The organism is Paenibacillus sp. sgz302115 (assembly GCF_056120445.1).
In genome coordinates, this window is sequence record NZ_JBVYOK010000005.1 from 77,862 (window position 1) to 100,690 (window position 22,829).

The window sequence follows — 22,829 nt, forward strand, 5'->3', positions numbered from 1 at the left end:
CGTTTGCCAGCTTTCCAGTTTCGTATGCGAGTTGCTGGTTACTCATTTCGTTTGCTGGGCTACCAGTAACACATGCCGATTACTAGCTACTCACTCCAATTGCCGAGTTTCCCAGTCACGCATACCGGTTGCTAGTTCCTCACTCCGATTGCCGGGCTACCAGTCACATGTGCAAGTTACCGCATCAGCAGCCACCAACAGAATTAGGTGGAAAAAGGAAAACTAATTCGTGCGATTTACCGTTTTTTCGATGATTAGGTGGAAAAAGGATACTTAATTCTCTACATTTTCATCAATACAGCGGTTCCGGGGTGATTTAAGTGGAGTTTTTTCCACTAACTACCTCCGGGGAGGTAACTCAGTAGAATTACATGGAGAAAATCCAACTAAGCGTCTCACTCCGATTGCCGAGTTTCCCAGTCACGCATACCGGTTGCTAGTTACTCACTCCAATTGCCGCGCTACCAGTCACATGTGCAAGTTACCGCATCAGCAGCTACTAACAAAATTAAGTGGAAAAAGGAAAACTAATTCGTGCGGTTTACTGTTTTTTCGATGATTAAGTGGAAAAAGGAAACTTAATTCCCTCCACTTTCATCAATTCAGCGGTTCCGGGGTAATTTAAGTGGACTTTTCCCCACTTGCCGGCACCGAGGAGGTTGCTTATCAGAATTACATGGACAAATTCCACCTAAAGTTACCCAGAGAATACCAAAGAGCACCTAAGCGCGGGATGCCCACGCAGAGTGCTCTTCAACCAAGTATTTACACAAAGCCGCCGGAACAGGTGCCCGCCTCACTCCCTGCACTCTCCCCGCTCCCTCACTTCTTGTTCATCTTGAACTTCAGGAACAGCTCGTTGTAGTGGGCGAGCATCCGTTTGCCGAGGTTGTCGTAGACCTCCAGGCGGTCGGTGATGTCCTTGGTCGGGTAGAAGCGGGTGTCGCCGGAGATTTCTTCCGGGAGCAGCTTCAGCGCTGGAACGTTAGGCGTGGAGTAGCCGACATACTCCGCATTTTTGGCTGCCACGTCGGGCCGGAGCATGAAGTTAATGAACTTGTGGGCTCCTTCCACGTTAGCCGCCGTGCGCGGAATGACCATGTTGTCGAACCATATGTTCGAGCCTTCTTCCGGTACCACGTAATCCAGCTTATCGTTATCGTCCATGATTTCCGAGGCATCGCCCGACCACACGATTCCAACTGCCGCCTCTTCGTTCGCGAGCATCATCTTGACCTCATCGCCGACAATCGCCTTTACGTTAGGTGAGAGCTTGTTCAGCTTGGCCAGCGCTTCCTGCAGATGCTCCTCATTCTTGTCGTTGACGGAATAGTGCAGGCTGTTCAGCGCCATGCCCATTACCTCACGGGCTCCGTCCACCAGGAAAATATTATTCTTCAGCCTGCTGTCCCACAGGGAATTCCAACTGCTGAAGTCCATGCCTTTTGTCATTTCCGGGTTGAAAATGATACCGACCGTCCCCCAGAAATAAGGCACCGAGTATTTATTGCCGGGATCAAAAGACAAATCCATAAACTGCTTGCCGATATTGGCCAGGTTCGGAAGCTTGCTTTTATCCAGCGGCAGCAGCAGATTCTCTTCCCGCATTTTGGCAATGGCATAGTCAGACGGAACCACAACATCGAAGGTGGTCCCCCCCTGCTCGACCTTGGTCAGCATGGCCTCATTGGAGTCGAAGGTCTGATAGATGACTGTAATTCCGGTCTCCTTCTCGAACTCCTTCAGCAGCTCAGGCTCAATATAGTCGCCCCAGTTATAGATAGTCAGCGTATTCCCGCCGGTATACCCCTCGGCTAAGTTCAGCCGCGAAGCGAGAAACATCAGCCCGAAGGCAACGATGAGAATCGCCAGAAAAGCATTCACAAGCTGCTTCATCTAGGCACCCCCATTTCAGCGGCGGACTCAGCAAGCGGAGCTGCCGGACGGTGTTTGCGGCGATTCAGGAAATAATACCCGATCACCAGCAGAATTGTGAATAGGAAGATCATGGTTGACAGTGCGTTAATCGACAGCGACACTCCTTGCCGCGCCCGGGAGTAAATCTCCACCGACAGTGTGGAATAGCCGTTGCCCGTAACGAAGAAGGTTACCGCAAAGTCGTCCAGCGAATACGTCAGGGCCATGAAGAAGCCGCTGAATATCCCCGGCTTGATGATCGGCAGAATAACCTTCGTCAGCACATCGCGGCGGCTGGCCCCAAGGTCGCGGGCGGCATCGGTCAGCGTCGGGCTCATCTCCTGCAGATGCGGCAGGATCATCAGCACAGCAATCGGCACACTGAACGCCACATGCGAGAGCAGCACAGAAGTGAAGCCGAGCTTGATGCCGACAATCGTGAACAGGATCAGGAACGAGGCTCCGATAATCACGTCCGGGCTGACGATCAGCACGTTGTTCAGCGAGAGCAGCGTATTTTTCGCGCGGCGGTTGCGGGTGCGCTGGATGGCTAGTGCGCCGATAATCGCAATCAGCGTGGCAATGGCCGAAGACAGCAGCGCAATCACCAGCGTATTAATGACAATAATGATCAGCCGTGTATCCTGAAGGACTTCTCGGTAATAATCCAGCGTGAAGCCTTCAAATTTATGCATCGTGCCCCCGCTGTTGAAGGAGTAGTACATCAGATACAGGATGGGTACGTACAGTACGATGAAGACCAGCACCAGATAGAGATTCGCGAACCCGTTTTTATTCCTCACTGGCGCACCCCTCTCTTCGAGCCGCCCGTCAGCACCATGAACAGCGCCATAATCACGATCAGGAAGACCGCAACCGTAGAGCCCATGCCCCAGTCCTGCGTCACAAGAAAATGTTGCTCAATCGCCGTACCCAGCGTGATGACACGGTTGCCGGCAATGAGGCGTGTGATCATAAACAGTGACAGCGCCGGGATGAACACCGCCATACAGCCGGAGCGCACCCCCGAAATCGTCAGCGGAAAAATCACCCGCCGGAACGTCGTCCACCCGGAAGCGCCCAAATCGCGCGCCGCATCCACCAGCGATAAATTCAGCTCCTCCAGGGCGCTGAAGATCGGCAGAATCATAAACGGAATAAAAATATACACCGATACAAACACAAAGCTGAATCCCGTAAAGAGGATTTGCTGTTCCCCGATGCCGAGCAGATCGAAGAAATTGTTGACCGGCCCGAAGGTGCCGAAGATGCCGATGAAGGCATACGTCTTCAGCAGCAGATTAATCCACGTTGGCAAAATAATCAGCAGCAGCCACAGCTGCTTATGCTTCGTCCGGGTCAGCAGATAGGCCGCCGGATAAGCCACGAGGAGCGAGAACAGAGTGATCAGGAACGCATACCAGAAGGAATTAAGCATCATTCTCATATACACCGGCGTAAAGAAATTCACGTAATTATCCAGTGTTAAATGCCCATCCAGGTCAAACAGGGAGTAATAGATAACGAGCAGCACCGGGGCTATGACGAACAGCGCAATCCATAAGTAATAAGGGATGAGATAATACGACCGGCCCTTATTCTTCATGGCTCTCCACCTCGCCGTAAGCTTCCAGACGTTTGTCGAACTCTTCCTCCGTCTCACCGAAACGCATAACATGAATCGCTTCCGGATCAAAATAAAGCCCGATCTCGCCGCCAACCTCCGCCTTGCGCGTGGAATGCACCAGCCATTCATGGCCGGATTCATCGTAGCAGCTGATCTCGTAATGCACGCCACGGAACAGTTGGGAGTCCACACGCACACGCAGCTTGCCCTGCTCAAGTCCGGTAATCTCCAGGTCCTCAGGGCGAATAACGATTTCTACCGCTTCATTTGGCCTAAGCCCGGCATCCACACATTCAAAGCGGTGTCCATTAAATTCCACCAGATAATCCTCAATCATTACGCCCGGCACAATGTTCGACTCCCCGATGAAGTCGGCCACGAAGCGGTTAATCGGCTCATCATAAATATCATTGGGCGTGCCGCTCTGCTCGATCAGTCCGCCGTTCATGACAAAGATCCAGTCCGACATCGCGAGCGCCTCTTCCTGGTCATGGGTTACGAAGATGAAGGTAATGCCCAGCCGCTGCTGCATTTCCCGCAGGATATACTGCATTTCCGTCCGCAGCTTCAGATCAAGCGCCGACAGAGGCTCGTCCAGCAGCAGCACCTGCGGCTCGTTGACGATGGCACGGGCAATCGCCACACGTTGTCTTTGTCCGCCAGACATTTCGGTGATGGCGCGTTGATCATAGCCGGTCAGGTTGACGAAGCGCAGCGCCTCCTGCACCTTTTGCGCGATTACATCCTTCTTCATCTTCTTGATACGCAGTCCAAAGGCCACATTCTCGAATACGTTCAGGTGCGGAAACAAGGCATAGTCCTGAAAAACCGTATTGACCTGCCGTTCGTTGGCGGGAATGTGGTTGATAAGCTGGCCGTTCATCATAATAGAGCCTTCAGTCGGCTCGGCAAAACCGGCGATCAGCCGCAGAATAGTCGTCTTCCCGCAGCCCGAAGGGCCAAGCAGCGTATAGAATTTACCGCGTTCAATTTCGAAGCTGACTCCCTTTAATACGGGCTCTTCGTCATCATATTGCTTAATAACCTTATCAAATGAAATAATAGTGCCTTCCGGGGTAGCTATAGCTAACAACCTCCCTTGTCATATGTAGTTTGATCTATTTTATCCGCTCCTTGCGGGAGATCATCCGAATGATGAACATGTCCAGCGCGTGCAAGTGACAATTCCTTCCTTGCTTCGACATTCTTTCATATTATACAGCATAAAGGTTTAGCCCCATATATGCGATAACATACTTTGTAAAAAGCCGTAGCGTAAACTTAACAAGTTCGTAAAAATTAGTGCTCTCCAGCCCTATTTTGCGGTGCTATAATGAAAACGTCTGAAAAAGAGTTTCATTTTTCTTTACAATTCCGAAATTTTCTTAATATTCCGAAAGAAGATGACGTCCATGAACGAAGGCTTACAGGACCGCCTGGAGAAATTCGGCCTGTCTTTATATGTGATACGTGTTACAGTGGCTGCCTCACTTTCCTGGCTCACCGTAAATACCCTCTATCACGACAGCTACTTATATTTCGCCCCGCTGGCCGCGATTCTGATTACGCAGGGGAGCGTCAAGGCCTCCTTTGAAAAGGGCGTTTACCGCATGACCGGCGTTGTGCTCGGCGGAATCGTCAGCATGATTGTGGGCCGCTTCTTCCATGTTAGCGCACTCTCCATTCTGCTGATGCTGCTGATCGGGATCGGGGTTGCCACAGCGTGCCGGATCAATATTCAGGCCATCTCCCAGGTCGGCGTAACTTCTGTTCTGGCACTTACCTTCTATAATGGTCATTATATCGAGTGGCGTGTAGCCGAAACGCTGATTGGAGTAGCAATTGCTCTGATCATCAATATGATTATCGTTCCGCCCAAGGGGTTCGTCAAGGTAAAAAGCTTGGCACTGGAAGCAAGCCTGCTGCTGGCAGATGCCTTGAGCGGCCAGGCGGATGGCGGAAGGGAATCAGCTCAGGCTTCAGACGCGCTGGGACGCTCCGCAACACTGCTGGGCAAGAGTGAACAGCAGCAGAAGGAGCTTCATTTTACTATTACCCATTATCAGTGCCGCAGCGAGCTGCGCGGACTATCACAGGCAACCAGGCATCTCAAGAAAATTCATTCCTATGTAAAAGAAATCCGCACAGACATCACGCTGCTGCCTTCGCATTATGCCGCAGCCGATTGGATGGCTGCGGTCGTAACAGCCACCGCAGACTGCATCGCCCTCTATGGCTCCAAGACCTTGTCGGATGCCGAATGCCAGCGTTCACTTCCCGAAGCGCTGCACAAGGCCCGCGATCTTCAGCTCTCCTGTTTCTCCGAACTGCAGGGGCAATGCTCCCTGACCACCCTGCGCGATCTGGGTGCGGTCTTCTCCCACCTGAACCGGGTGCTGGAAGAAATTGAGCAGGCTGACTATCTGGTGATGTCGGCCGCACCGGTGAAAGCCAAGTCTGAAGCCGCACAAGCCGTGCGTTTCACACAAAAGGGACTCTCCCACAAGCTGTAAGCTTAGGGAGCGTCCTTTTTTTCTTTTCCCCCCAGCTTCCTCCACCCTCCTAATTTATGTCAATAAATCAACAATTATCTGCATTTTTCATAATTTATGTCCGGATTCTATTATTTCAGTTGAAAAATAGCTACTTTAGTACTAGAATTAATGTTGTTTGAAGAAGTTATTTTTGAACTCAATACCAGTATTGACCACTTTTGTCGATAACAGTCGATTTAGTTTGCCTCATGTTGAGTGTATATCATTGATCTATTCCTAAAAGCAAACTGCCCGAAAGGACAGGACGCAAAGCTATGGGCTTAAGAATGCATCAACACTGCATTTATGGTCGCCAGGCTGCCAATAGAGACACCATCAGGTCGGCTTCACGGCTCCATGATGTTCTTTTCTGTACAGATGACATTGATTATACGAAAAGCGAGGTTACACGAATGGCGCAGCATATTATGGAACGGTCACGGTATGAGTTCTTTGCTTCCATGCTGCTTGGGAGGCCCGATCTCCTGAAACTTTACTCTGTGGATGCTCAGGCATTTACCGGGACAGACAGAGATAAGAACGGTGTCATCATCATCCAGAACAACGAAATTTTTATCACCTCACCTCTGCCTGGCGGCAAGCCGGCTGTAATCTCCGCTCTCCATCCTGTAATCTTGAAGATAAACCAGCAGACAATAACAGCTCCAACTCAAGTCACCGCCTGCGATCAAATAAGCTGGGATATTTGCGAGAAGCCGCAATACCAGATTACCGTATCCGATGACAAGCTCAAAGTATACTTTACACTTTACCGTGCTGAAAAGTACGCCTGGAACCTGGTCAACACCCCTGCCTCAGCCAATGTTACTGTGCGGGCCGAACTGAACCGTGATGTGGTGCTGTCCACACTTTCAATAGAACAGATTATAGCCGGCTTTGAGAAAAGCCCCCTCATAGGCAATCTTAACATTCCGGCACTTTACGAAGAGCTGAATAACCCTACATATCTTCCTGTATGCATTGCCGAAGGCAAAGCTCCCGTTCCCGGCACGGATGCCAGTCTCGAGCTGCTGTTCCCGGAGAACCTGGCGAATGAATTCAACCGGGGAGAGCAGACGGCAAAAGAAACCGGACACCAAGGATCACCCGCTATCCGGGAAGGTGAGGTGTTCGCCCGGAAACTGCCTCCGCAGGAGGGGTTGCCTGGCTTTGACGTGTTCGGATATGTGCTGCCGCCACCGCCGCCGCAGGACATTACACTTATAGCCGGAGCATATGCATCGCTGCAGCCAAGCGGTGAGATTACTGCCCAACGTAATGGCAGACCGCGCATAACGGGAAGCGGAAGCTTCGTCAAAACCATTGATTTTCCCGAAGCTCATATTATCCCTGAGGATGGCGAGCCTGCGGCCGGCACAATTATGTTCCCCGGTGATGTGGTTGTGCTCAGAGACATAGAACAACATACAGTGATTGAAGCGTTGGGAAACGTCTACATATATGGTAATGTTATTGGTTCTACAATCACTGCGACGGGCAGCATTTTGGTCCGGGGGAAGGTTGTGGACAGCGGGCTGTATGCAGGGGCGTTCGGTGTAATCCACAACCGCCTGTGCAGCTTCTCCAAGCTGCTCATGCAAGAGGTCGGCGGGCTTAGAGAAGCTGCCCGGATGCTGGCGGAGACCGTCGAGTCGGTGCAGCGAACCGTGAAATACGGACTGGTCGTCTTGCTCCTGCTGGAGAATAAATACAACCACCTTCCAGCTATGATCAGTAATCTGCAAGAGCTGCTTGCCGGGATGAGCCCTGCCTATCCGCAGGATACCGAACCGCTTAAGCGCATGCTGGATATTTTCCTGCATCCCGGCCGATTTACCAGATTCTTTACGGATAACGTGCTGAGTTCCTTCGAGAAGCTGCTCATGGATTTCTATGACGGAATCGCCTTTTTGCAGGAAGAGAACGTTCGTATTGATATTGCCGGGTCTCATGGCAGCATCATCAAATCCGGCGGCAATCTGCATATTCACGAGGAAGGCATTACGAAGAGCAAGCTGTTCTCCTCCGGCAATATTTATTTCGAGCGGCAAGATTCGGCCTGCGAGTACTCTACCGTGGAAGCAACAGGAGATATCACCGCACAGAGAGTTGGCCAGGATTCGGCTTCTGCATCCGCGCTGCTGGCAGGCGGGAAAATTACAGTCCGCAGAATCTGCAACACCTCAGTAACCGTTGGCGAATATTCTGCAGCGATTACTGCACCGGAGGAGGGGCTTGAGTTCACAGCAGAAAGCCTGCAGCAGAGAAATCAGGCCGACACAGCTTCCCCTGCCGCTGATTGACAAGGCCGCTTTTTCAATATGTGTGGAGGTATTTATAATGAATAATTCATGGTTTACCGTTCAGCAAATTGATGAAGCCACCTTCGCAATTAGTGAATACGGGCATTGGGAGAAGGTGCATTCCTTTCTGCTGCTGGGGCAGGAGAAGGCAGCGCTGATCGACACCGGACTCGGAATCGGCAATATCAGAACCATCACCGACACCTTGACCCGTCTGCCAGTTGAGGTTCTTACAACACATGTACATACGGACCATATTGGGAGTCACGGGGAATTTGAGCGGATTTTTGTTCATGAGGGGGATCTCGATTGGCTGATGCACGGCATCAAGGGCCTGTCCATCGAGCAAATCCGCCGGGACATCAGCAGAGATATTACCCAGCCGACGCCAGACGGCTTCGATCCGGAGACCTACAAGCCTTTTCAGGGAGAGCCTGCAGGATTATTGCACGATGGAGACAGGATTGATCTGGGCGGAAGAACCTTGACCGTATATCATACGCCGGGCCATTCTCCGGGTCATGTTGCTTTTTTTGATGAGACTCATGGATTTTTGTTTACAGGCGATCTGCTGTATGACGAGACCCCGATCTATGCTTTTTACCCTTCGACCAGTCCGGTGGATTTGGTTCATTCACTGGAACGAATAGCAGAAATTGAGGGTGTCCGCACAATCTATGGTTCACACAACACCCTTGGCCTTGACCCGGAGATTTTAACGGAAGTGAAGCGGGCGGTGCGGTTGCTGCGGGACAATGATCTGGTCCGTTTCGGTACCGGCCTCCATACATTTAATGGATTCAGCATACAGTTCTGAGTTCGTGCAGGCTCTCTAATACTGCGGTCTATCCATGTCGAACGTCCGGCCGATGGCCGCATAGGTTGCTCCAGCGAGACGGCTGACCGGCTTCAGCTTCGCTGCATCAATCCGCCCGTTATGAATCAGTTCATCCTCCACGTAGAAGCCCAGCACTTCACCGATAATCATATCGCAGTGTCCCAGCTCCACATGCCGCGTGAGGCGGCATTCCATCGCGATTTTGCACTCTGCAACACGCGGAACCTTGACCATTTGCCCCGGAACCGGTGTTAACCCGGCCAGCTTAAGCTCGCTGATGCCTTCCGGCGCGTTAATGGAGGTGTGGTTGATGGCGGCGATATTGTCCTCATCCACGATATGCACCACAAACTCCCCATTGCCAAGAATATTGCTTGCCGTGTGTTTCATCTCTCCACTAGACTTCCGCACACAAGAGAACATAATCATCGGCGGCTCATCGTTCACAATATTAAAAAAACTGAATGGCGCAGCATTCACGACCCCCTGCTCATCTATTGAAGTAACAAAGGCAATCGGTCTTGGGATAATGCTGCCGATCAGCAGCTTGTAATTGTCGTGCGCGGTTTGTTCAGCAGTGCGGATATACATAAAGCACCTCCATTTTAATTGGGTACACGTTTCACCCTTCGGCTTATCCTTACATTAACCAGAATAATGCTGCTCACGATCAGCACCATGCCGATGATCAGATTCAAGGTAATCCGCTCATGCAGCAGGACCACACTTGAACCGATAGAAATCAGCGGAATCAGAAAAGTGAACGAGCCAACCTTCCCCGCTTCTCCCTCCTTGATTAGATTGAAGTATACCATCCAGCCCAGGGCAATGACAAAAACCGAGATGAATAACGTGTTCACAATAAAAGCCATGTTCCAGGTAATCGCCGACCAGTTCTCGGTGGCTGATCCGGCTGCCAGCAGAATGATGCCGCCTATCGTAATCTGCATCGCTGTCATCCACAGCATATCAACCCGTGCGGCATTGCGTTTCGTATAGACAGTCGCCAGAGCCCAGCTTAGCGCGCTCGCCAGAGCCAGCAGAATACCCGGAACCGAGATGCTGCCGGTAAAGCCGCCGATACTGAGCGAAGCCACCCCGAGAAAGCCGAGCAATAGACCCGCCAATTTCAGCCCGTACATGCTCTCGCCCAGCCACATCCAGGCAAAGATGCCCAGCAGCACGGGCTGCAGGAAGACAATGGCCGAGAACAGGCCGGAAGGTACATACTGCAGGCCGATGGTCTGGAAGCCATAATAGAAGACAATACTGAGAAAAGCCGAAATCAAATAAACCGGCCACAGCTTGCTGAAATGCAGCTCCTTCCGCTTCGGAAACGCGGCGGCGATGAGAATCACACCGGCGATAACCGTGCGGATGCCGGCAAACAGCAAGGGCGGGGCGTAATTTAAGGCGATTTTGGAGAGAGGCCAATTGATGCCCCAGACTATGACCAGGAAGATAAGCAAAGCTATGGTTTTCTTCTGCTGCTGCATTGATTCACCTCTTGTTCTATTTTCATACCAATGATACAGTAAATATAATCATAATTGAAATGCATAATACTCATGAGGGGCATACCGAATTCGATATGAATAACAACCAAATTCGTCTGTTTGTCAAAATTGCTGAAACCGGAAGCTTCACCAAAGCCGGGCAGGACATGAATATGACCCAGCCTGCGGTTAGCAGGGCCATTTCTGCGCTCGAAGACGAGCTGGCGGTGAAGCTGCTGCTACGCGACCGTCGCAGCGGCCTTATGCTTACCGATATCGGCAAGCGTATCCTCATTATTTTCCGGGAAATTATCATCGGATATGACAAGGTGGAGCAGGAAATCGCTGCCGAAAAAGGACTGGAGAAGGGAGTGATCCGTATCGGGGCTTTTCCGGTCGCGGCTGCCCAACTGATCCCGAGAATAATCCGCTCAATCAGCGCCAGATACCCCGAGATCGAAATCAGTCTGTCCGAAGGCACGGTCGCCGAGGTGAAGGAGTGGCTGGCAGCGCGTGTGATTGATGTCGGGTTGATTATTCCGCCGGATGACGAGTTCGATACCGTCCCGCTCTTTCGTGAGAAGCTGTACGCTGTGCTTCAGGACGACCACCCGCTCCGGGATAAGCATGTCATCTGCGTGAAGGACCTTGAGGACGAGCCGATGCTGATCTGCCGATCCGGCTACGAGCCTCCGGTCGTGGACTTATTCCGCAGAGGCGGCAGCAGCCTGAAGGTGAAATATGAGGTCAGCAGCTTCCTTACGGCGCTGAATATGATCAAGGAAGGGCTGGCAGTCGGCGTAATGTCCCAGCTCTCGCTGCTCTCCTTGCCGACTAATGTGATCATCCGGGAGCTGTCTCCCTATGCTTACCGGGACATTCATCTTGCCGTTAACTCTCTGGATGAGCTTTCGATAGCCGTCAAGCTGTTCATGGACACCGCTCTGGAGCTTTCCGGGAATCCGGAGACCACCGTACCGTTTGTGACTCAGGCGAAAGACCACTAATTACAGGAAGAGGAGTGCATTCATATGAAATACAATCGTTTGGGCAACAGCGGACTGCAGGTTTCCGCACTTGGACTTGGCACCAATGCCTTTGGCAAAAGAGCCGACGAGCAGACTTCAATTGATATCGTCCATGCCTCGCTGGACCAGGGCATTAACTTTATTGATACGGCTAATATTTATGCCGGCTCCGAATCGGAGAGAATCATCGGGCTGGCGCTTGCAGGCAGACGGCAGGACGCTGTGCTCGCCACCAAAGCAGGACTGCCGAAGCACGCAGGCCCGGGGGGAAGCGGCTCTTCCCGCCACCATCTGATGCTGGAGCTGGAAGGCAGCTTGCGCCGTTTGAAGACAGACTACGTTGATCTGTACCAGATTCATACCTTCGATCCTTATACACCGCTGGAAGAGACGCTGCGCACACTTGACGATATGGTCTCCTCAGGCAAGGTGCGCTACATCGGCGCTTCCAATTACGCAGCCTGGGAGCTGATGAAGGCGCTAGGAATCAGTGAAGCGCGCAACCTGGTCAAATACGTCTCGATTCAATGCAGCTACTCCCTTGCAGACCGCACACCTGAGGTCGAGCTGCTTCCCCTCTGCCTGGACCAGGGCATTGGCATCATTCCCTATTTCCCGCTTGCCGGAGGCATTCTCACCGGCAAATATGCCGGGAACGACGCTCCACCCGCTGGCTCCCGGGCGGATACCGATCCAAGCTTCAACCGGTTCCTCACTCCTGAGCGAATCGAGCTCGGCAACCAGGTAAGTGAAATCGCCGGGGAACTGGATACCTCCCCCACGGCGCTCTCCTTAGCCTGGCTGATGACCAGACCCGCAGTATCCACCGTGATCGTCGGGGCCACACAGGTAGCGCAAGTGCAGCAGAATCTGCAGAGTGTCTCCGTACAGTTGGGTACGCAGACGCTGGACAAGCTGGAAGAGACCAGCCGCAGCTTCCGCAACGGCGAGCCGTTCGCCTTCTACCGGCTGCCGTAAGGGCTGCGGTTGGGGCGACCGGTTGGGCGGGACGGGCGTCAACAACGGCATTTTTGCCGTTGTTCCGTCCGATTCCCGCTGGCGGTGCCCAACAACGGCACTTCTGCCGTTGTTCCGCCCAGTTCCCGTTGGGGGCGCTCCAACAACGGCATTTCTGCCGTTGTTCCGCCCAGTTCCCGTTGGCGGCGCTCCAACAACGGCATTTCTGCCGTTGTTCCGCCCAGTTTCCGCTGGCGGCGCTCCAACAACGGCATTTTTGCCGTTGTTCCGCCCAGTTTCCGCTGGCGGCGCTCCAACAACGGCATTTCTGCCGTTGTTTCCGATCAAACCGGCCAAGCGCGCCCCTAGCCAAAAAAGCGATACCCCAGACAAAGTGGGGTATCGCTTTTGGCTTTTTGGAGATATAAGCTTCTTACACCGCTGCAATAAATTTCTCCATATCCTCTTTTACAGTTGTGATTCCGCTGATGCCGAAGTTGTCTACCAGTACCTTCGCCACGTTCGGGGAGAGGAAGGCTGGAAGGGTAGGGCCGAGATGAATATTTTTCACGCCCAGGTACAGCAGCGCCAGCAGCACAATAACCGCCTTCTGCTCATACCAGGCAATGTTGTAGGAGATCGGCAGATCGTTGATGTCATCCAGCCCGAAAACTTCCTTCAGCTTCAAAGCAATTACGACAAGGGAATAGGAGTCATTGCACTGTCCGGCATCAAGCACACGGGGAATCCCGCCAATATCGCCAAGCGGCAGCTTGTTGTATTTGTACTTCGCGCAGCCCGCCGTAAGGATCACCGTATCTCCCGGCAGCTCCGCGGCAAAATCCGTGTAGTAATTCCGGCTCTTCATCCGACCATCGCAGCCCGCCATTACGAAGAACTGCTTGATCGCACCGCTCTGTACGCCCTCTACTACCTTGTCAGCCACATTCATTACAGCAGCATGTGCGAAGCCGCCGACAATCTCGCCGGTCTCAATTTCAGTTGGAGCTGCGCAGCTCTTGGCTTGCTCGATGATCGCGGAGAAATCCTTCACACCGTCTGCACCTGGTACAATGTGCTGCACCCCTGGGAAGCCGGTATTGCCCGTTGTGTACATGCGTGCTTTATAGCTATCCTTCGGCGGCACAATGCAGTTCGTAGTCATCAGAATCGGGCCGTTAAAGCTCTCGAATTCGCTCGTCTGCTTCCACCAGGCATTGCCGTAGTTGCCTACGAAATGGCTGTACTTTTTGAAAGCCGGATAATAGTGGGCCGGAAGCATCTCACTGTGAGTGTACACATCCACTCCAGTTCCCTCGGTCTGCTTCAGCAGCTCCTCCATATCCTTCAGGTCATGTCCGCTGATCAGAATCCCTGGACGATTCCCTACACCGATATTCACCTTGGTGATCTCCGGATTGCCGTAAGTTGATGTATTCGCACGGTCGAGCAGCTCCATTACAGCAACGCCCAGCTTGCCGCACTCCAGGACGAGGGCTGTCAGCTCATCGCCGCTGAGTGTGTCATCCAGCACTGACGCGAGACCCTTTTCCATAAAAGCGTGCGCGCTAGGCTCATAATATCCCAGCACCGCCGCATGTTCCATATAAGCCGCCATGCCCTTCAGTCCATAGGTCAGCAGCTCGCGCAGGGAGCGGATATCTTCATTCTCGGTGGCGAGAACGCCTACAGTCTCTGCCTTAATGAGCATTTCTTCGTCTGTGCCGGCAGTCCACAGAGCCGCATCATGCCCGGCCAAAGGAATTGCTGTATCCGCAGCCTTCAGCTTGTTTTTCCACTGGTCGCGAAGCGCAAGCCCCTCTCTTATTCTTGCTGTGAAGCTTTCCGGGGTGAAATTCGCATTGGTAATGGTAGCGAACATACTCTCTATAATAAACTTCTCTGTGGCTGAATCCGTGATTCCAAGCTCGCGGCCGCGCCGTGCAAAGATGGAAATGCCTTTTAGCGTATAGAGCATAAGATCCTGGAGATTGGCCACATCGCTCGTTTTACCGCATACACCTTGAATGGTGCAGCCCGTTCCTTTAGCCGCCTCCTGACATTGAAAACAAAACATTTCGCTCATTTCATCACTCCTTAGGATGTAGTCTACCGGGACAGAATGCTTCTTCAGCCCGCCTTTACAGGTACAGCTAATTGTAGTAGACTTTCGCCATACAATCGGTAACGGTTGTTACCGAATAATTAAACTTTGGAGGAAATCTATGAAGCCTGACCCAGCTCAGCTGCATAATTGTTTGATTTTTCGGGGGAAGTCAACGGAAGAGATCGAGGCACTGCTGCAAAAGATGATATACACGGTCAGCAGCTTTCACAAAAATGCCCTAATTATGGCTGAAGGCGACACTGTGGAACGGCTCGGCATAGTGCTCTCCGGGCGGGTTGCGGTACAGAAAAACCATCCAACCGGCACCAGCGTAACCATCGCCCATCTGAGTGAAGGACAGACCATCGGTGAAGCGGTGCTGTTCCGCAGAGAAAATATTGCACCCGCCATAGTAACCGCCTCAGTTCCCTGCACGATGATGTTCATCAGCAAGCAGGAGCTGCTGCGCATGTTCACGCAGGATACAGATATGCTAACCCGTTTTCTTGAGAATCTGTCCGAGCGCCTGGTGCTGGTCAACCGGAAGATTGAGATTCTGTCAGCCGGACCGCTCAGAAGGCGGATCGTGGACTTCCTGCTGGAGCTGGCAGAGCTGCAATCCTCTGACCTGATCCGGCTCCCCTTCAGCCGAAAGGAATGGGCCGAGCATTTGAATACCGCCCGTCCATCGCTATCCCGTGAAATGGGGTACTTGCGCGATCAAGGCTGGCTGCGGTTCAGGGGAAGCGAGATCACTCTGCTCGACCGGGCCAGGATGCAGGATTATATCCGCAGCGTCAATGACACACCCGGCGGCCGGAGCTAAATATGGCGTTAAATCGCTTAGGATGGAGAGGACATTGTGGAACGTAAACAGGTGTTCACGGGTTCGCCTTGGGAGTCCACTGTGGGGTACTGCCGGGCCATCCGTGTCGGAGACCGGATTGAAGTGGCCGGAACAACGGCGATGCAAGGCGGAGAAGTGGTTGGTAAAGGCGATCCGTATGAGCAGACAAGATTCATTTTGCAGCTCATTGAGAAGGCGCTAGGCGAGTTGGGCGCCAGCCTCGCTCATGTTGTAAGAACAAGAATGTTCGTTACAGACATCTCCAGGTGGGAGGAATTCGGGAGAGCCCACGGCGAGTTTTTCAAGGATATTCAGCCTGTTGCGACAATGGTTGAGGTAAAAGCGCTGATCGACCCTGATCTGCTGATCGAAATCGAAGTGGAAGCTGTTGCACCAAGCACAAAAGGATAACTCTACCGAAAAAGCGAGGCAGTCACCTCAATATAAGAGGAGCTACCTCGCTTTAAATTTTAGGGACTTTTTCAGGGGTAGGATCATCTATTATGTACTGGACACCATGTGCACCCATGCGGCGTATAACCGCCCAAGTTTTCTTAAGATCAACGGCAACAATAAGACTAAGACCAAGCCGATGCCGCCTGCTACCCAGGAACGTTCGTAAGGAGACATGTCAGAAAGAAAGTACACCCAAGTGGTATCATATGAGAAAAGCTCAAAGGAGAATAGTCTGTCACTCACCCAATAGGCTAATGGAGACAGTAAAACCCCAAAGGCTGTAGCCGGCAGGACGATAGCAAATGTAAAACCGGCAATCCCTATGGGAAGCTGCGCTATGCTGTAGATGATTCCCCGGTAGGTCTGCCCCTGACCCAGAAGTGTGAATAACGACCGCCAACCGTCCTTGCGCTGAGGTTCTGGATCGTCCGTACGTTCAGGCTGCCCATGATCTCCACGAATCCAGCCCTCCACCACCTGTTCTTCTTGTACCATCATTCTGCGGCACACCGCAAGTGTCGCTGCCAGCAAGGGCAGCCCGATCCATAATATGATCAGCGGTACACTTACACATACACCCGCAACTGCAATAACAAATGCCGCGACCCCTTTCGGAAGAGACATCACAAGCATGGTCCAAGCCTTCATGGAACTTTGTTTTTTCATTAAAATAGCTCCCCTTCACTAATCTCCTTTCAGTATAGTTGCTTACTCTTGTATGAACACTAACCCCTGGTCTGAAATGTCTGCCCGACCTTGGTCCAGTCTTTTGTGCGGAATGGACCGGCTGCCCCGGGATTCCCCAGCTTCCAGCATCAGTATTAGCATCACCCTCAGCCAGCCAGTCTGTCCGCAACCCAGCCGGCAACTTCATTTTCCGGGATCGGTCTGCTGATGAAGTAGCCTTGAATCTTGTCACAGCTTGTACGCTCCAGAAAAGCGAGCTGCTCCGGCGTTTCCACGCCCTCGGCAGTCACATTCAGCCCCATATCATGGCCGATGGTGACAATGGAGCTGGCCAGCGACATATTGTTCGGCGTATCAATACTGTCGATGAAAGACTTGTCAATTTTCAGCGTGGTAATCGGCAACTGCTTCAAATAGCTCAGTGAGGAATAACCTGTCCCGAAGTCGTCCAGGGCGATGCCGATACCTCTCTGCTTCAGCGTTTCCAGCTTGGAGCTGATTGCCTCGAAGGATTCCATAAAGATCGACTCCGTGATCTCCAGCTCCAGATACTCCGGCTCAAGTCCGGTATCTTGCAGCACCCTCAGCACCATGTCCGTGAAGTCATCCAGCATCAGTTGAATTACAGAAATATTGACCGAGATATGATAGCCCTCATGTCCTTGTTCATGCAGCTCTTTCATGAAGCGGCACGCACTGCGCAGCACCCATTCCCCAATGGGAACGATCAGCCGGCAATCCTCAGCGACAGTGATAAAGGAAAACGGCGATACGAACCCAAGCACCGGACTGTTCCAGCGGATCAAGGCCTCGAAGCCCCAAATTTCACCTGATCCGGTATCCACGAGCGGCTGATAATGCAGCGACAGCTCATCGTTCGAAATCGCGTTCCTTAAATGATGTTCAATAATCATCCGTTCATCAAAATGCTGCTGCATCGCCTGCCCATAGACGATATAAGTGCCTTTCCCCGCTTCCTTCGCCTTGTACATTGCAATATCGGCATTTTTTAATAGTTCCTCGGCATTTACCCCATTTTCCGGGTACCGGGCAATACCGATACTGGTTGATATATGTACCGAGCTGGCATTCAGCTCAAAAGGCTCCTTGAAGCCTTGGACCAGCGACTCCGCATATGAGATTACCTCTTCGAACCCTTCAATATTTTTTAGTATAATGACAAATTCATCACCGCCAAAACGGAAATGCTTGCTCCGTCCGTCCGACAATCCCAGAAGGCGCTCACCCACCTTCACCAGCAGCTTATCTCCAAAGGTGTGGCCCATCGTATCATTAATATATTTGAAGTTATCAATATCGAGGAAAAAGAGTGCGGCATGCCCGCCGGAATGCTCCTCAATAAATTTCATCAGCTCTTCGGACAGCGACAGGCGGTTCGGCAGGCCGCTCAAAACATCGTTATACGCCAGCAGCCGGTATTTCTCCTCACTGGCCTGCAGCAGCTCCTGATTCTCCACTACCTTGTTGTACTGTTCCAGCAGCTCATCCTGCAGCGCCGCCAGCTCCTCATAGGTTGACTCCAGCTCCTGATAGCTCATCTGCAGCTTGCTCTCGAAGCCCTTTCTGTCCGTCACATCTATCATGGACCCGGCAAAACGGATATACTCACCGTCCGCATTCCGCAATACTTTGCCCCGGGCCTGGAACCATTTGTATTCTCCCGATTTGCTGCGCATCCGGTATTCAGCGTAGTAATAAGAGGAACGACCTTCCAGATGCTCGGTCCGCTGCCGTTCCTCCTCCCCGGCATCCTCCGGATGGATAATCTCCTTCCACCCCCGGCGGCTCTCCTCAATCTCATCGCGTTGATAGCCAAGCAGCTCATACCAGCTATCCGAAAAATAGTAGATCATAGTGGACATATCCACGTCCCAGATCACCGCATCCGAGCCGTAGGTCGCTAAGCTGAACCGCTCATTGCTTTTTTCCAGGTTTCTTCTGATCCGTTTCACTAATTGCACATAGAATAACAGAATGAGGATAAAGGCTACCAGGACGGCAAAGGCCGCAATAATGCTCAGCACCAGCGCCTTGTAGGTCTGATAGAAGGAAAAAGGCTTGTTGATAATTTCGCTGCCCGCAGGCAGCTTGCTCTGGGAGATACCAAAGCGCTGCAGCTCATTATAATCAAACACATTGCGCACGGTGCTGTCCGTAACAATCGGAATGTTATCTGCACGTTCCCCCTGCAATATGCGCAGAGCGAATCCGGCTGCGATCCGGCCTTGAATTTTACCGCTGATCAGGCTTCCGCCAAAGGCCCCGTTGTTCAGGGCAAAATCGTACGTATGATATACCGGAACGCTGCTGCTTCTGCCCAGCTCACTCGCAAATCGCTCAAATTCGGTAATTTTCCCGGTGGAGTCGCTATAGTATGTAGTCATGAGAGCAATGCTGTCTGAAGAAAGTGTGGACGCGGTTGCTATAATTTGTTCATTGGAGAGTTGATTCATAGGGATGACCTCAAGCCCCAGCTTCAGCGCGGAAATTTGGTCCATCACCATTTTGCCCGTAGAGAGTCCGCTCTCCGAGTTGTCAAATATGACGTAGACCTTACGGATAGACGGATTGATCTCCATAGCCATTTGTATCGTTCGGGTAGGGTCAATCTTCTCGATAACTCCGGTGATGTTGCTCTTGTCCTGAATGCTTTGCACACCCAGTTCATTGACACCGCTGAAGATAATCGGGGCGTTATTCAAAAGCTCCTTACGATACTTCAATGCGAAGTTCGTCGCAGCGTCATCTGTGGTAATTACAGCATCAATCCGGATGTCCCGATATTTGAACCTGATAGTTTCGTAGAAATGCCGGAGGTTTTCCTGATTTGGATAGCGTTTCCAATCCATGTATTCGGTGTAGATTGCTGGGATATTGGGTGCACTTTTGAGCCGTTCCTCAATACCCGCGCTCTGGTCATCCGTCCAGGGAAACCCCTTCTGATAGGAATGCAGCACCAGCACATTATGCGGTGACGCAGCTTCCGCTCCGGCGGACAAAGGCGGATACAAGATCGTGTAAAGCATGACAAACAGAATTAGAGGCACAAACCCGCTTTGTAATTTCCTGAGATGAATTTTTCCGACGCCCATTAGCACACTCCCATTCATCTATCTCCAAGTCATGCTTCTATGCTTTATTTCATTAATTATACGGGGAACGATAATTTTTTTAAATATAAAATAGACAGGAGCGGCTTGCTTTGTGGACAGGGCCCGGCATCCGGGATAGAATGAATTTGCATTAACCCGCTTAGACAGGAGACATAATTATGCCTACAATTAAAGACGTTGCGCTCAAGGCAGGCGTTTCCGCGACAACGGTATCACGGGTGCTGAACAATAGGGGATATTTAAGCGAAGAGCTGAAGAAAAAAGTCTACAGCGCGATGGATGAGCTGAATTATAGGCCGAACGAGCTGGCGCGTTCACTCAGCCGTTCCAGGTCCAACATTATTGGTCTCATTATTCCCCATGTCTCGCTGCCCTTCTTCGGCGAATTAACCAGCCATATTGAGGAGCATGCCTACCAGAACGGGTATAAGCTGCTGCTCTGCAATTCCCAGCAAGACAAACACAAAGAGCTTGAATATATCGATATGCTGCGCTCCAGCCGCGTGGACGGCATCATTATGGGTAGCCATACGCTGGAGGTGGAATCCTACCGGCAAATGAGCCTGCCGCTGGTCACCTTTGACCGGCAAATTTCGCCTGACATTCCTTATGTCTGCTCGGACAACTACGCCGGGGGACAGCTGGCCACTTCATTACTGATTGAAAAAGGCTGCCGGAAGCTGGCCCATATCGGCGGGCATCCGGGACTGAATATATTATCCCACCGGCGGTATGAGGCTTTTGCCGATACCGCCCGTAAGCATGCTGTATGGTTCACTTCGCTGCATACGGACAATAACAGCTTTGATGTCGGGGCATACGAACGGCTGCTGGAGCAGCTATTCCGGGAGCATCCCGAAGTGGACGGCATCTTTGCCGGCAGCGATATGATTGCTGCCTACGCCCTTAAGGCCTGCCGCGAGAGCGGGCGGCGCGTGCCCCAGGACGTGCGGATTGTGGGCTATGACGGAATCGCGGTGCGCAGCCTGTTCCATCCCTCCATCAGCACCATCCGCCAGCCGATGGAGGAGATGGGCAGGCTGGCCGTCGATCTGATCATTAAGCAGGTGGAGGGCGGCACCGTCTCCACGGAGAATATTTTGCCGGTGGAGCTGGAGGAGGGCTCCACGACGTAGGGGCTGGGCCGGGGGCGCAGCCCGGCGGGGGCGCGCACGCACACTGCAGAGACGCGTGGGCGGGGTAGCGCGGGAGAATCGCACGGGCGGCAGCCCGTAGGCGGAGCAGCAAGGCGTGGCGGGAACGCGTGGGGCGAGGGTTCGCCGGCAGGCGCGGGCGGGCGAGCAGCCGGGCCGGGCGGGTGCATTGGTGCGTGGGCGGGGTGCGAACGCACGAGCGGCGGGCACGCACGACGAGGTGGCGCGCGCGCTGGACAGAACGCGTGGGCGGTGAGCCGGGACACAGGCGAGCAGTGCGCAAGGCAGGAACGCGTGAGCAGTGAGCCGGGCCAGGCGGGCGCGGTGGTACGTGGGCGGGGAACGAACACGCGAGCGGCCCGCTGAGCGGAAGTCTGCAAGAGATGGGACACGGCGAGCGGCGAGCCAAATCGTGCGGACACGGTGATGCGCCGGCGGGGCGCAAACGCACGAGCGGTGGACGCGGGCGGTAAGGCAGAATCTCGTTGTTGGGTTGCGCGGGGAGAACTCCGAGCGGCCCGGGCGGCGGCGCGCAAGGTGATGAGCCGACGCTCGGACGCGAGCTCGTCGGGACAACTGCTCAAGCGTGAACCTAGATTAGCGGCTCGGTGTCGAGCGGAGGGCGCTTCTGTAGTTACTGCGACTGTGCCCTCCTGCGGCGTTTGCCCCCTGCTCCTCCCACTCATTAACTCCGGTTCATGCCCCTGCCAGCAGGCTGGACCGAGTGAATCTCTGCGATAGCTGTACTTTATACAACTATTCAGGCCAAATGAGCTGCAAAATGAGCATTAAGTGTACTTCGTACAATTAAAAATTATCATTTTCCGCCCAATCGCCGTTATCGGGGAAAATAACTGCAGAGAATGCAATTAAACCTTCCACCAGCGAAAAATAGTGATTTTTAGTTGTACGAAATACAACTACCCTACAACTGAGACACCCTGCCCAGCAAAAACACACCTCTTTTAGTCCATTATTTCAACATAATACATAATAATCGAAAGGCGATGAGGACCAGTGATCCAGTCCACGATTTCAGCTTTGCAATTACTTTTGAAGGAGGTTCCGTCAGCATTCGCCTCCCTTTCCGACGAAGAAGCGTCAGCCCCGCGCCCGGGAGGTAAATGGTCCAAGCAGCAGTTGCTCGGACATTTATGCGATTCAGCCATCAACAATCTGTCCCGATTCATCAAAGTCCAATACGAAGCGCAGCCGCTGAGTCTGGCCCTGTACGATCAGAACGAGTGGATGGCCGCCCAGCAATACGCCGGTGCTCCGCGTGACGAAATCCTGAACCTGTGGGTAAGTGTCAATCACTCCATCCTTCGGGTCATTTCCAGCCTTACCTCTGACCAGTTGGCCCTTCTCTTCCTGCTGAACAGCGGCGAAACGGTTACCCTGAAGTGGTTGATCGAGGATTATCTGGATCATATGCAGCACCATCTGAGCCAGATCTTCCCGGATCAAAATCTGCTGTAAGCGGCTCAGGCCAGGATCGCAGCAATACCAAATACCCCGCCCGGCTTCATTCCAGGGAAAGAAGCCGGGCGGGGTATTGTTGGTTAGGGTTTGAACAGCACCAGCAGGTCGGCTACGCCAAGCTGCGCTCGTAGCAGTGAACCGTACCACTGTTCAAATGAGCAGCGTAGCCTTCAATGCTCAGCTCAATAATACGGGAATCGGTCACATTAAGCATCGCCCGGTTACGGGAAGAATAACCGTATACCCCTTCGGGAGTATACAC

Annotated in this window: 19 protein-coding genes and 1 riboswitch; of the genes, 9 read left to right on the forward strand and 10 right to left on the reverse strand. The window is 52.6% G+C overall.

Annotated elements, in window-relative coordinates; translation table 11 throughout:
• Positions 1-822: 822 nt before the first annotated feature.
• From AC0LWN_RS12310 to AC0LWN_RS12325, 4 genes are read right to left on the reverse strand one after another with little or no spacing between them, the layout of a single operon-like run.
• Positions 823-1,896 carry an ABC transporter substrate-binding protein gene (locus tag AC0LWN_RS12310; RefSeq protein ID WP_474665633.1) on the reverse strand — a complete coding sequence of 358 codons (1,074 nt, stop codon included), beginning with the start codon at positions 1,894-1,896 and terminating at the stop codon, positions 823-825.
• Positions 1,893-2,720 (reverse strand): ABC transporter permease, encoded by an 828-nt coding sequence (locus AC0LWN_RS12315; RefSeq protein ID WP_474665635.1) that lies wholly within the window; start codon positions 2,718-2,720, stop codon positions 1,893-1,895. Before AC0LWN_RS12315 ends, AC0LWN_RS12310 begins: the two co-directional genes overlap by 4 nt.
• The gene (locus AC0LWN_RS12320; RefSeq protein ID WP_458965173.1) at positions 2,717-3,523 is read right to left on the reverse strand and encodes an ABC transporter permease; all 807 of its coding nucleotides are present in this window, start codon (positions 3,521-3,523) and stop codon (positions 2,717-2,719) included. The genes AC0LWN_RS12315 and AC0LWN_RS12320 overlap by 4 nt, the downstream gene beginning before the upstream one ends.
• A complete protein-coding gene (locus tag AC0LWN_RS12325; protein ID WP_474665638.1) occupies positions 3,513-4,637 on the reverse strand; it encodes an ABC transporter ATP-binding protein in 1,125 nt (374 codons plus the stop codon). The genes AC0LWN_RS12320 and AC0LWN_RS12325 overlap by 11 nt, the downstream gene beginning before the upstream one ends.
• Before the next feature lie 319 nt (positions 4,638-4,956).
• Between AC0LWN_RS12325 and AC0LWN_RS12330 the strand changes: the two genes are divergently transcribed.
• The 3 genes from AC0LWN_RS12330 to AC0LWN_RS12340 all read left to right on the forward strand — a co-directional run bounded on the left by AC0LWN_RS12330 (position 4,957) and on the right by AC0LWN_RS12340 (position 9,198).
• Positions 4,957-6,057 (forward strand): FUSC family protein, encoded by a 1,101-nt coding sequence (locus AC0LWN_RS12330; protein ID WP_474665640.1) that lies wholly within the window; start codon positions 4,957-4,959, stop codon positions 6,055-6,057.
• Between the two features lie 253 nt (positions 6,058-6,310).
• Positions 6,311-6,404, forward strand: a riboswitch (cyclic di-GMP riboswitch).
• A gap of 87 nt (positions 6,405-6,491) precedes the next feature.
• Complete coding sequence (locus AC0LWN_RS12335) at positions 6,492-8,381, forward strand: flagellar assembly protein A (RefSeq protein WP_474665642.1); 1,890 nt, start codon at positions 6,492-6,494, stop codon at positions 8,379-8,381.
• 37 nt (positions 8,382-8,418) lie between these two features.
• Positions 8,419-9,198, forward strand: coding sequence for an MBL fold metallo-hydrolase (locus tag AC0LWN_RS12340; RefSeq protein WP_474665644.1), 780 nt, complete (start codon positions 8,419-8,421; stop codon positions 9,196-9,198).
• A 15-nt stretch (positions 9,199-9,213) separates the two neighbouring features.
• Here AC0LWN_RS12340 and AC0LWN_RS12345 read toward each other — a convergent pair whose 3' ends face one another.
• Together AC0LWN_RS12345 and AC0LWN_RS12350 are read right to left on the reverse strand one after the other, a co-directional pair.
• Positions 9,214-9,810, reverse strand: coding sequence for a flavin reductase family protein (locus AC0LWN_RS12345; protein WP_458965168.1), 597 nt, complete (start codon positions 9,808-9,810; stop codon positions 9,214-9,216).
• A 14-nt stretch (positions 9,811-9,824) separates the two neighbouring features.
• A complete protein-coding gene (locus AC0LWN_RS12350; protein WP_474665646.1) occupies positions 9,825-10,715 on the reverse strand; it encodes a DMT family transporter in 891 nt (296 codons plus the stop codon).
• 95 nt (positions 10,716-10,810) lie between these two features.
• Here AC0LWN_RS12350 and AC0LWN_RS12355 point away from each other — a divergent pair, with 95 nt between their 5' ends.
• Positions 10,811-11,722, forward strand: coding sequence for a LysR family transcriptional regulator (locus tag AC0LWN_RS12355; protein WP_474665648.1), 912 nt, complete (start codon positions 10,811-10,813; stop codon positions 11,720-11,722).
• A gap of 24 nt (positions 11,723-11,746) precedes the next feature.
• On the forward strand, positions 11,747-12,721 hold the full coding sequence (locus AC0LWN_RS12360) for an aldo/keto reductase (RefSeq protein ID WP_474665650.1): 975 nt from the start codon (positions 11,747-11,749) through the stop codon (positions 12,719-12,721).
• 412 nt (positions 12,722-13,133) lie between these two features.
• Here AC0LWN_RS12360 and hcp read toward each other — a convergent pair whose 3' ends face one another.
• On the reverse strand, positions 13,134-14,786 hold the full coding sequence (gene hcp / locus AC0LWN_RS12365) for a hydroxylamine reductase (protein ID WP_474665652.1): 1,653 nt from the start codon (positions 14,784-14,786) through the stop codon (positions 13,134-13,136).
• Positions 14,787-14,925: 139 nt separating this feature from the next.
• On the opposite strand from hcp, the gene AC0LWN_RS12370 reads away from it, so the two are divergent.
• Together AC0LWN_RS12370 and AC0LWN_RS12375 are read left to right on the forward strand one after the other, a co-directional pair.
• Positions 14,926-15,633 carry a Crp/Fnr family transcriptional regulator gene (locus AC0LWN_RS12370; protein ID WP_474665654.1) on the forward strand — a complete coding sequence of 236 codons (708 nt, stop codon included), beginning with the start codon at positions 14,926-14,928 and terminating at the stop codon, positions 15,631-15,633.
• Between the two features lie 36 nt (positions 15,634-15,669).
• Entirely contained in the window at positions 15,670-16,065 is a 396-nt protein-coding gene (locus AC0LWN_RS12375) for a RidA family protein (protein WP_474665656.1), read from the forward strand.
• Between the two features lie 90 nt (positions 16,066-16,155).
• Here the strand turns inward: AC0LWN_RS12375 and AC0LWN_RS12380 are convergent, their stop codons facing one another.
• Together AC0LWN_RS12380 and AC0LWN_RS12385 are read right to left on the reverse strand one after the other, a co-directional pair.
• Positions 16,156-16,776: a sensor domain-containing protein gene (locus tag AC0LWN_RS12380; protein WP_474665658.1), complete on the reverse strand. Its 621-nt coding sequence runs from the start codon at positions 16,774-16,776 to the stop codon at positions 16,156-16,158.
• A gap of 167 nt (positions 16,777-16,943) precedes the next feature.
• Positions 16,944-19,910: an ABC transporter substrate binding protein gene (locus AC0LWN_RS12385; protein WP_474665660.1), complete on the reverse strand. Its 2,967-nt coding sequence runs from the start codon at positions 19,908-19,910 to the stop codon at positions 16,944-16,946.
• Positions 19,911-20,089: 179 nt separating this feature from the next.
• Between AC0LWN_RS12385 and AC0LWN_RS12390 the strand changes: the two genes are divergently transcribed.
• Both AC0LWN_RS12390 and AC0LWN_RS12395 read left to right on the forward strand, forming a co-directional pair.
• Entirely contained in the window at positions 20,090-21,067 is a 978-nt protein-coding gene (locus tag AC0LWN_RS12390; protein ID WP_474665662.1) for a LacI family DNA-binding transcriptional regulator, read from the forward strand.
• Between the two features lie 1,035 nt (positions 21,068-22,102).
• Positions 22,103-22,564 (forward strand): DinB family protein, encoded by a 462-nt coding sequence (locus tag AC0LWN_RS12395; protein WP_474665664.1) that lies wholly within the window; start codon positions 22,103-22,105, stop codon positions 22,562-22,564.
• A 112-nt stretch (positions 22,565-22,676) separates the two neighbouring features.
• Here AC0LWN_RS12395 and AC0LWN_RS12400 read toward each other — a convergent pair whose 3' ends face one another.
• Positions 22,677-22,829, reverse strand: a complete 153-nt coding sequence (locus tag AC0LWN_RS12400; RefSeq protein ID WP_474665666.1) for a hypothetical protein — start codon at positions 22,827-22,829, stop codon at positions 22,677-22,679.

Coding starts and splice junctions, on each gene's coding strand:
- AC0LWN_RS12335 (WP_474665642.1), top strand. CDS start 6,492: ATGGCGCAGCATATTATGGAACGGTCACGGTATGAGTTCTTTGCTTCC.
- AC0LWN_RS12385 (WP_474665660.1), bottom strand. CDS start 19,910: ATGGGCGTCGGAAAAATTCATCTCAGGAAATTACAAAGCGGGTTTGTG.
- AC0LWN_RS12330 (WP_474665640.1), top strand. CDS start 4,957: ATGAACGAAGGCTTACAGGACCGCCTGGAGAAATTCGGCCTGTCTTTA.
- AC0LWN_RS12390 (WP_474665662.1), top strand. CDS start 20,090: ATGCCTACAATTAAAGACGTTGCGCTCAAGGCAGGCGTTTCCGCGACA.
- AC0LWN_RS12320 (WP_458965173.1), bottom strand. CDS start 3,523: ATGAAGAATAAGGGCCGGTCGTATTATCTCATCCCTTATTACTTATGG.
- AC0LWN_RS12350 (WP_474665646.1), bottom strand. CDS start 10,715: ATGCAGCAGCAGAAGAAAACCATAGCTTTGCTTATCTTCCTGGTCATA.
- AC0LWN_RS12355 (WP_474665648.1), top strand. CDS start 10,811: ATGAATAACAACCAAATTCGTCTGTTTGTCAAAATTGCTGAAACCGGA.
- hcp (WP_474665652.1), bottom strand. CDS start 14,786: ATGAGCGAAATGTTTTGTTTTCAATGTCAGGAGGCGGCTAAAGGAACG.
- AC0LWN_RS12360 (WP_474665650.1), top strand. CDS start 11,747: ATGAAATACAATCGTTTGGGCAACAGCGGACTGCAGGTTTCCGCACTT.
- AC0LWN_RS12345 (WP_458965168.1), bottom strand. CDS start 9,810: ATGTATATCCGCACTGCTGAACAAACCGCGCACGACAATTACAAGCTG.
- AC0LWN_RS12310 (WP_474665633.1), bottom strand. CDS start 1,896: ATGAAGCAGCTTGTGAATGCTTTTCTGGCGATTCTCATCGTTGCCTTC.
- AC0LWN_RS12370 (WP_474665654.1), top strand. CDS start 14,926: ATGAAGCCTGACCCAGCTCAGCTGCATAATTGTTTGATTTTTCGGGGG.
- AC0LWN_RS12340 (WP_474665644.1), top strand. CDS start 8,419: ATGAATAATTCATGGTTTACCGTTCAGCAAATTGATGAAGCCACCTTC.
- AC0LWN_RS12380 (WP_474665658.1), bottom strand. CDS start 16,776: ATGAAAAAACAAAGTTCCATGAAGGCTTGGACCATGCTTGTGATGTCT.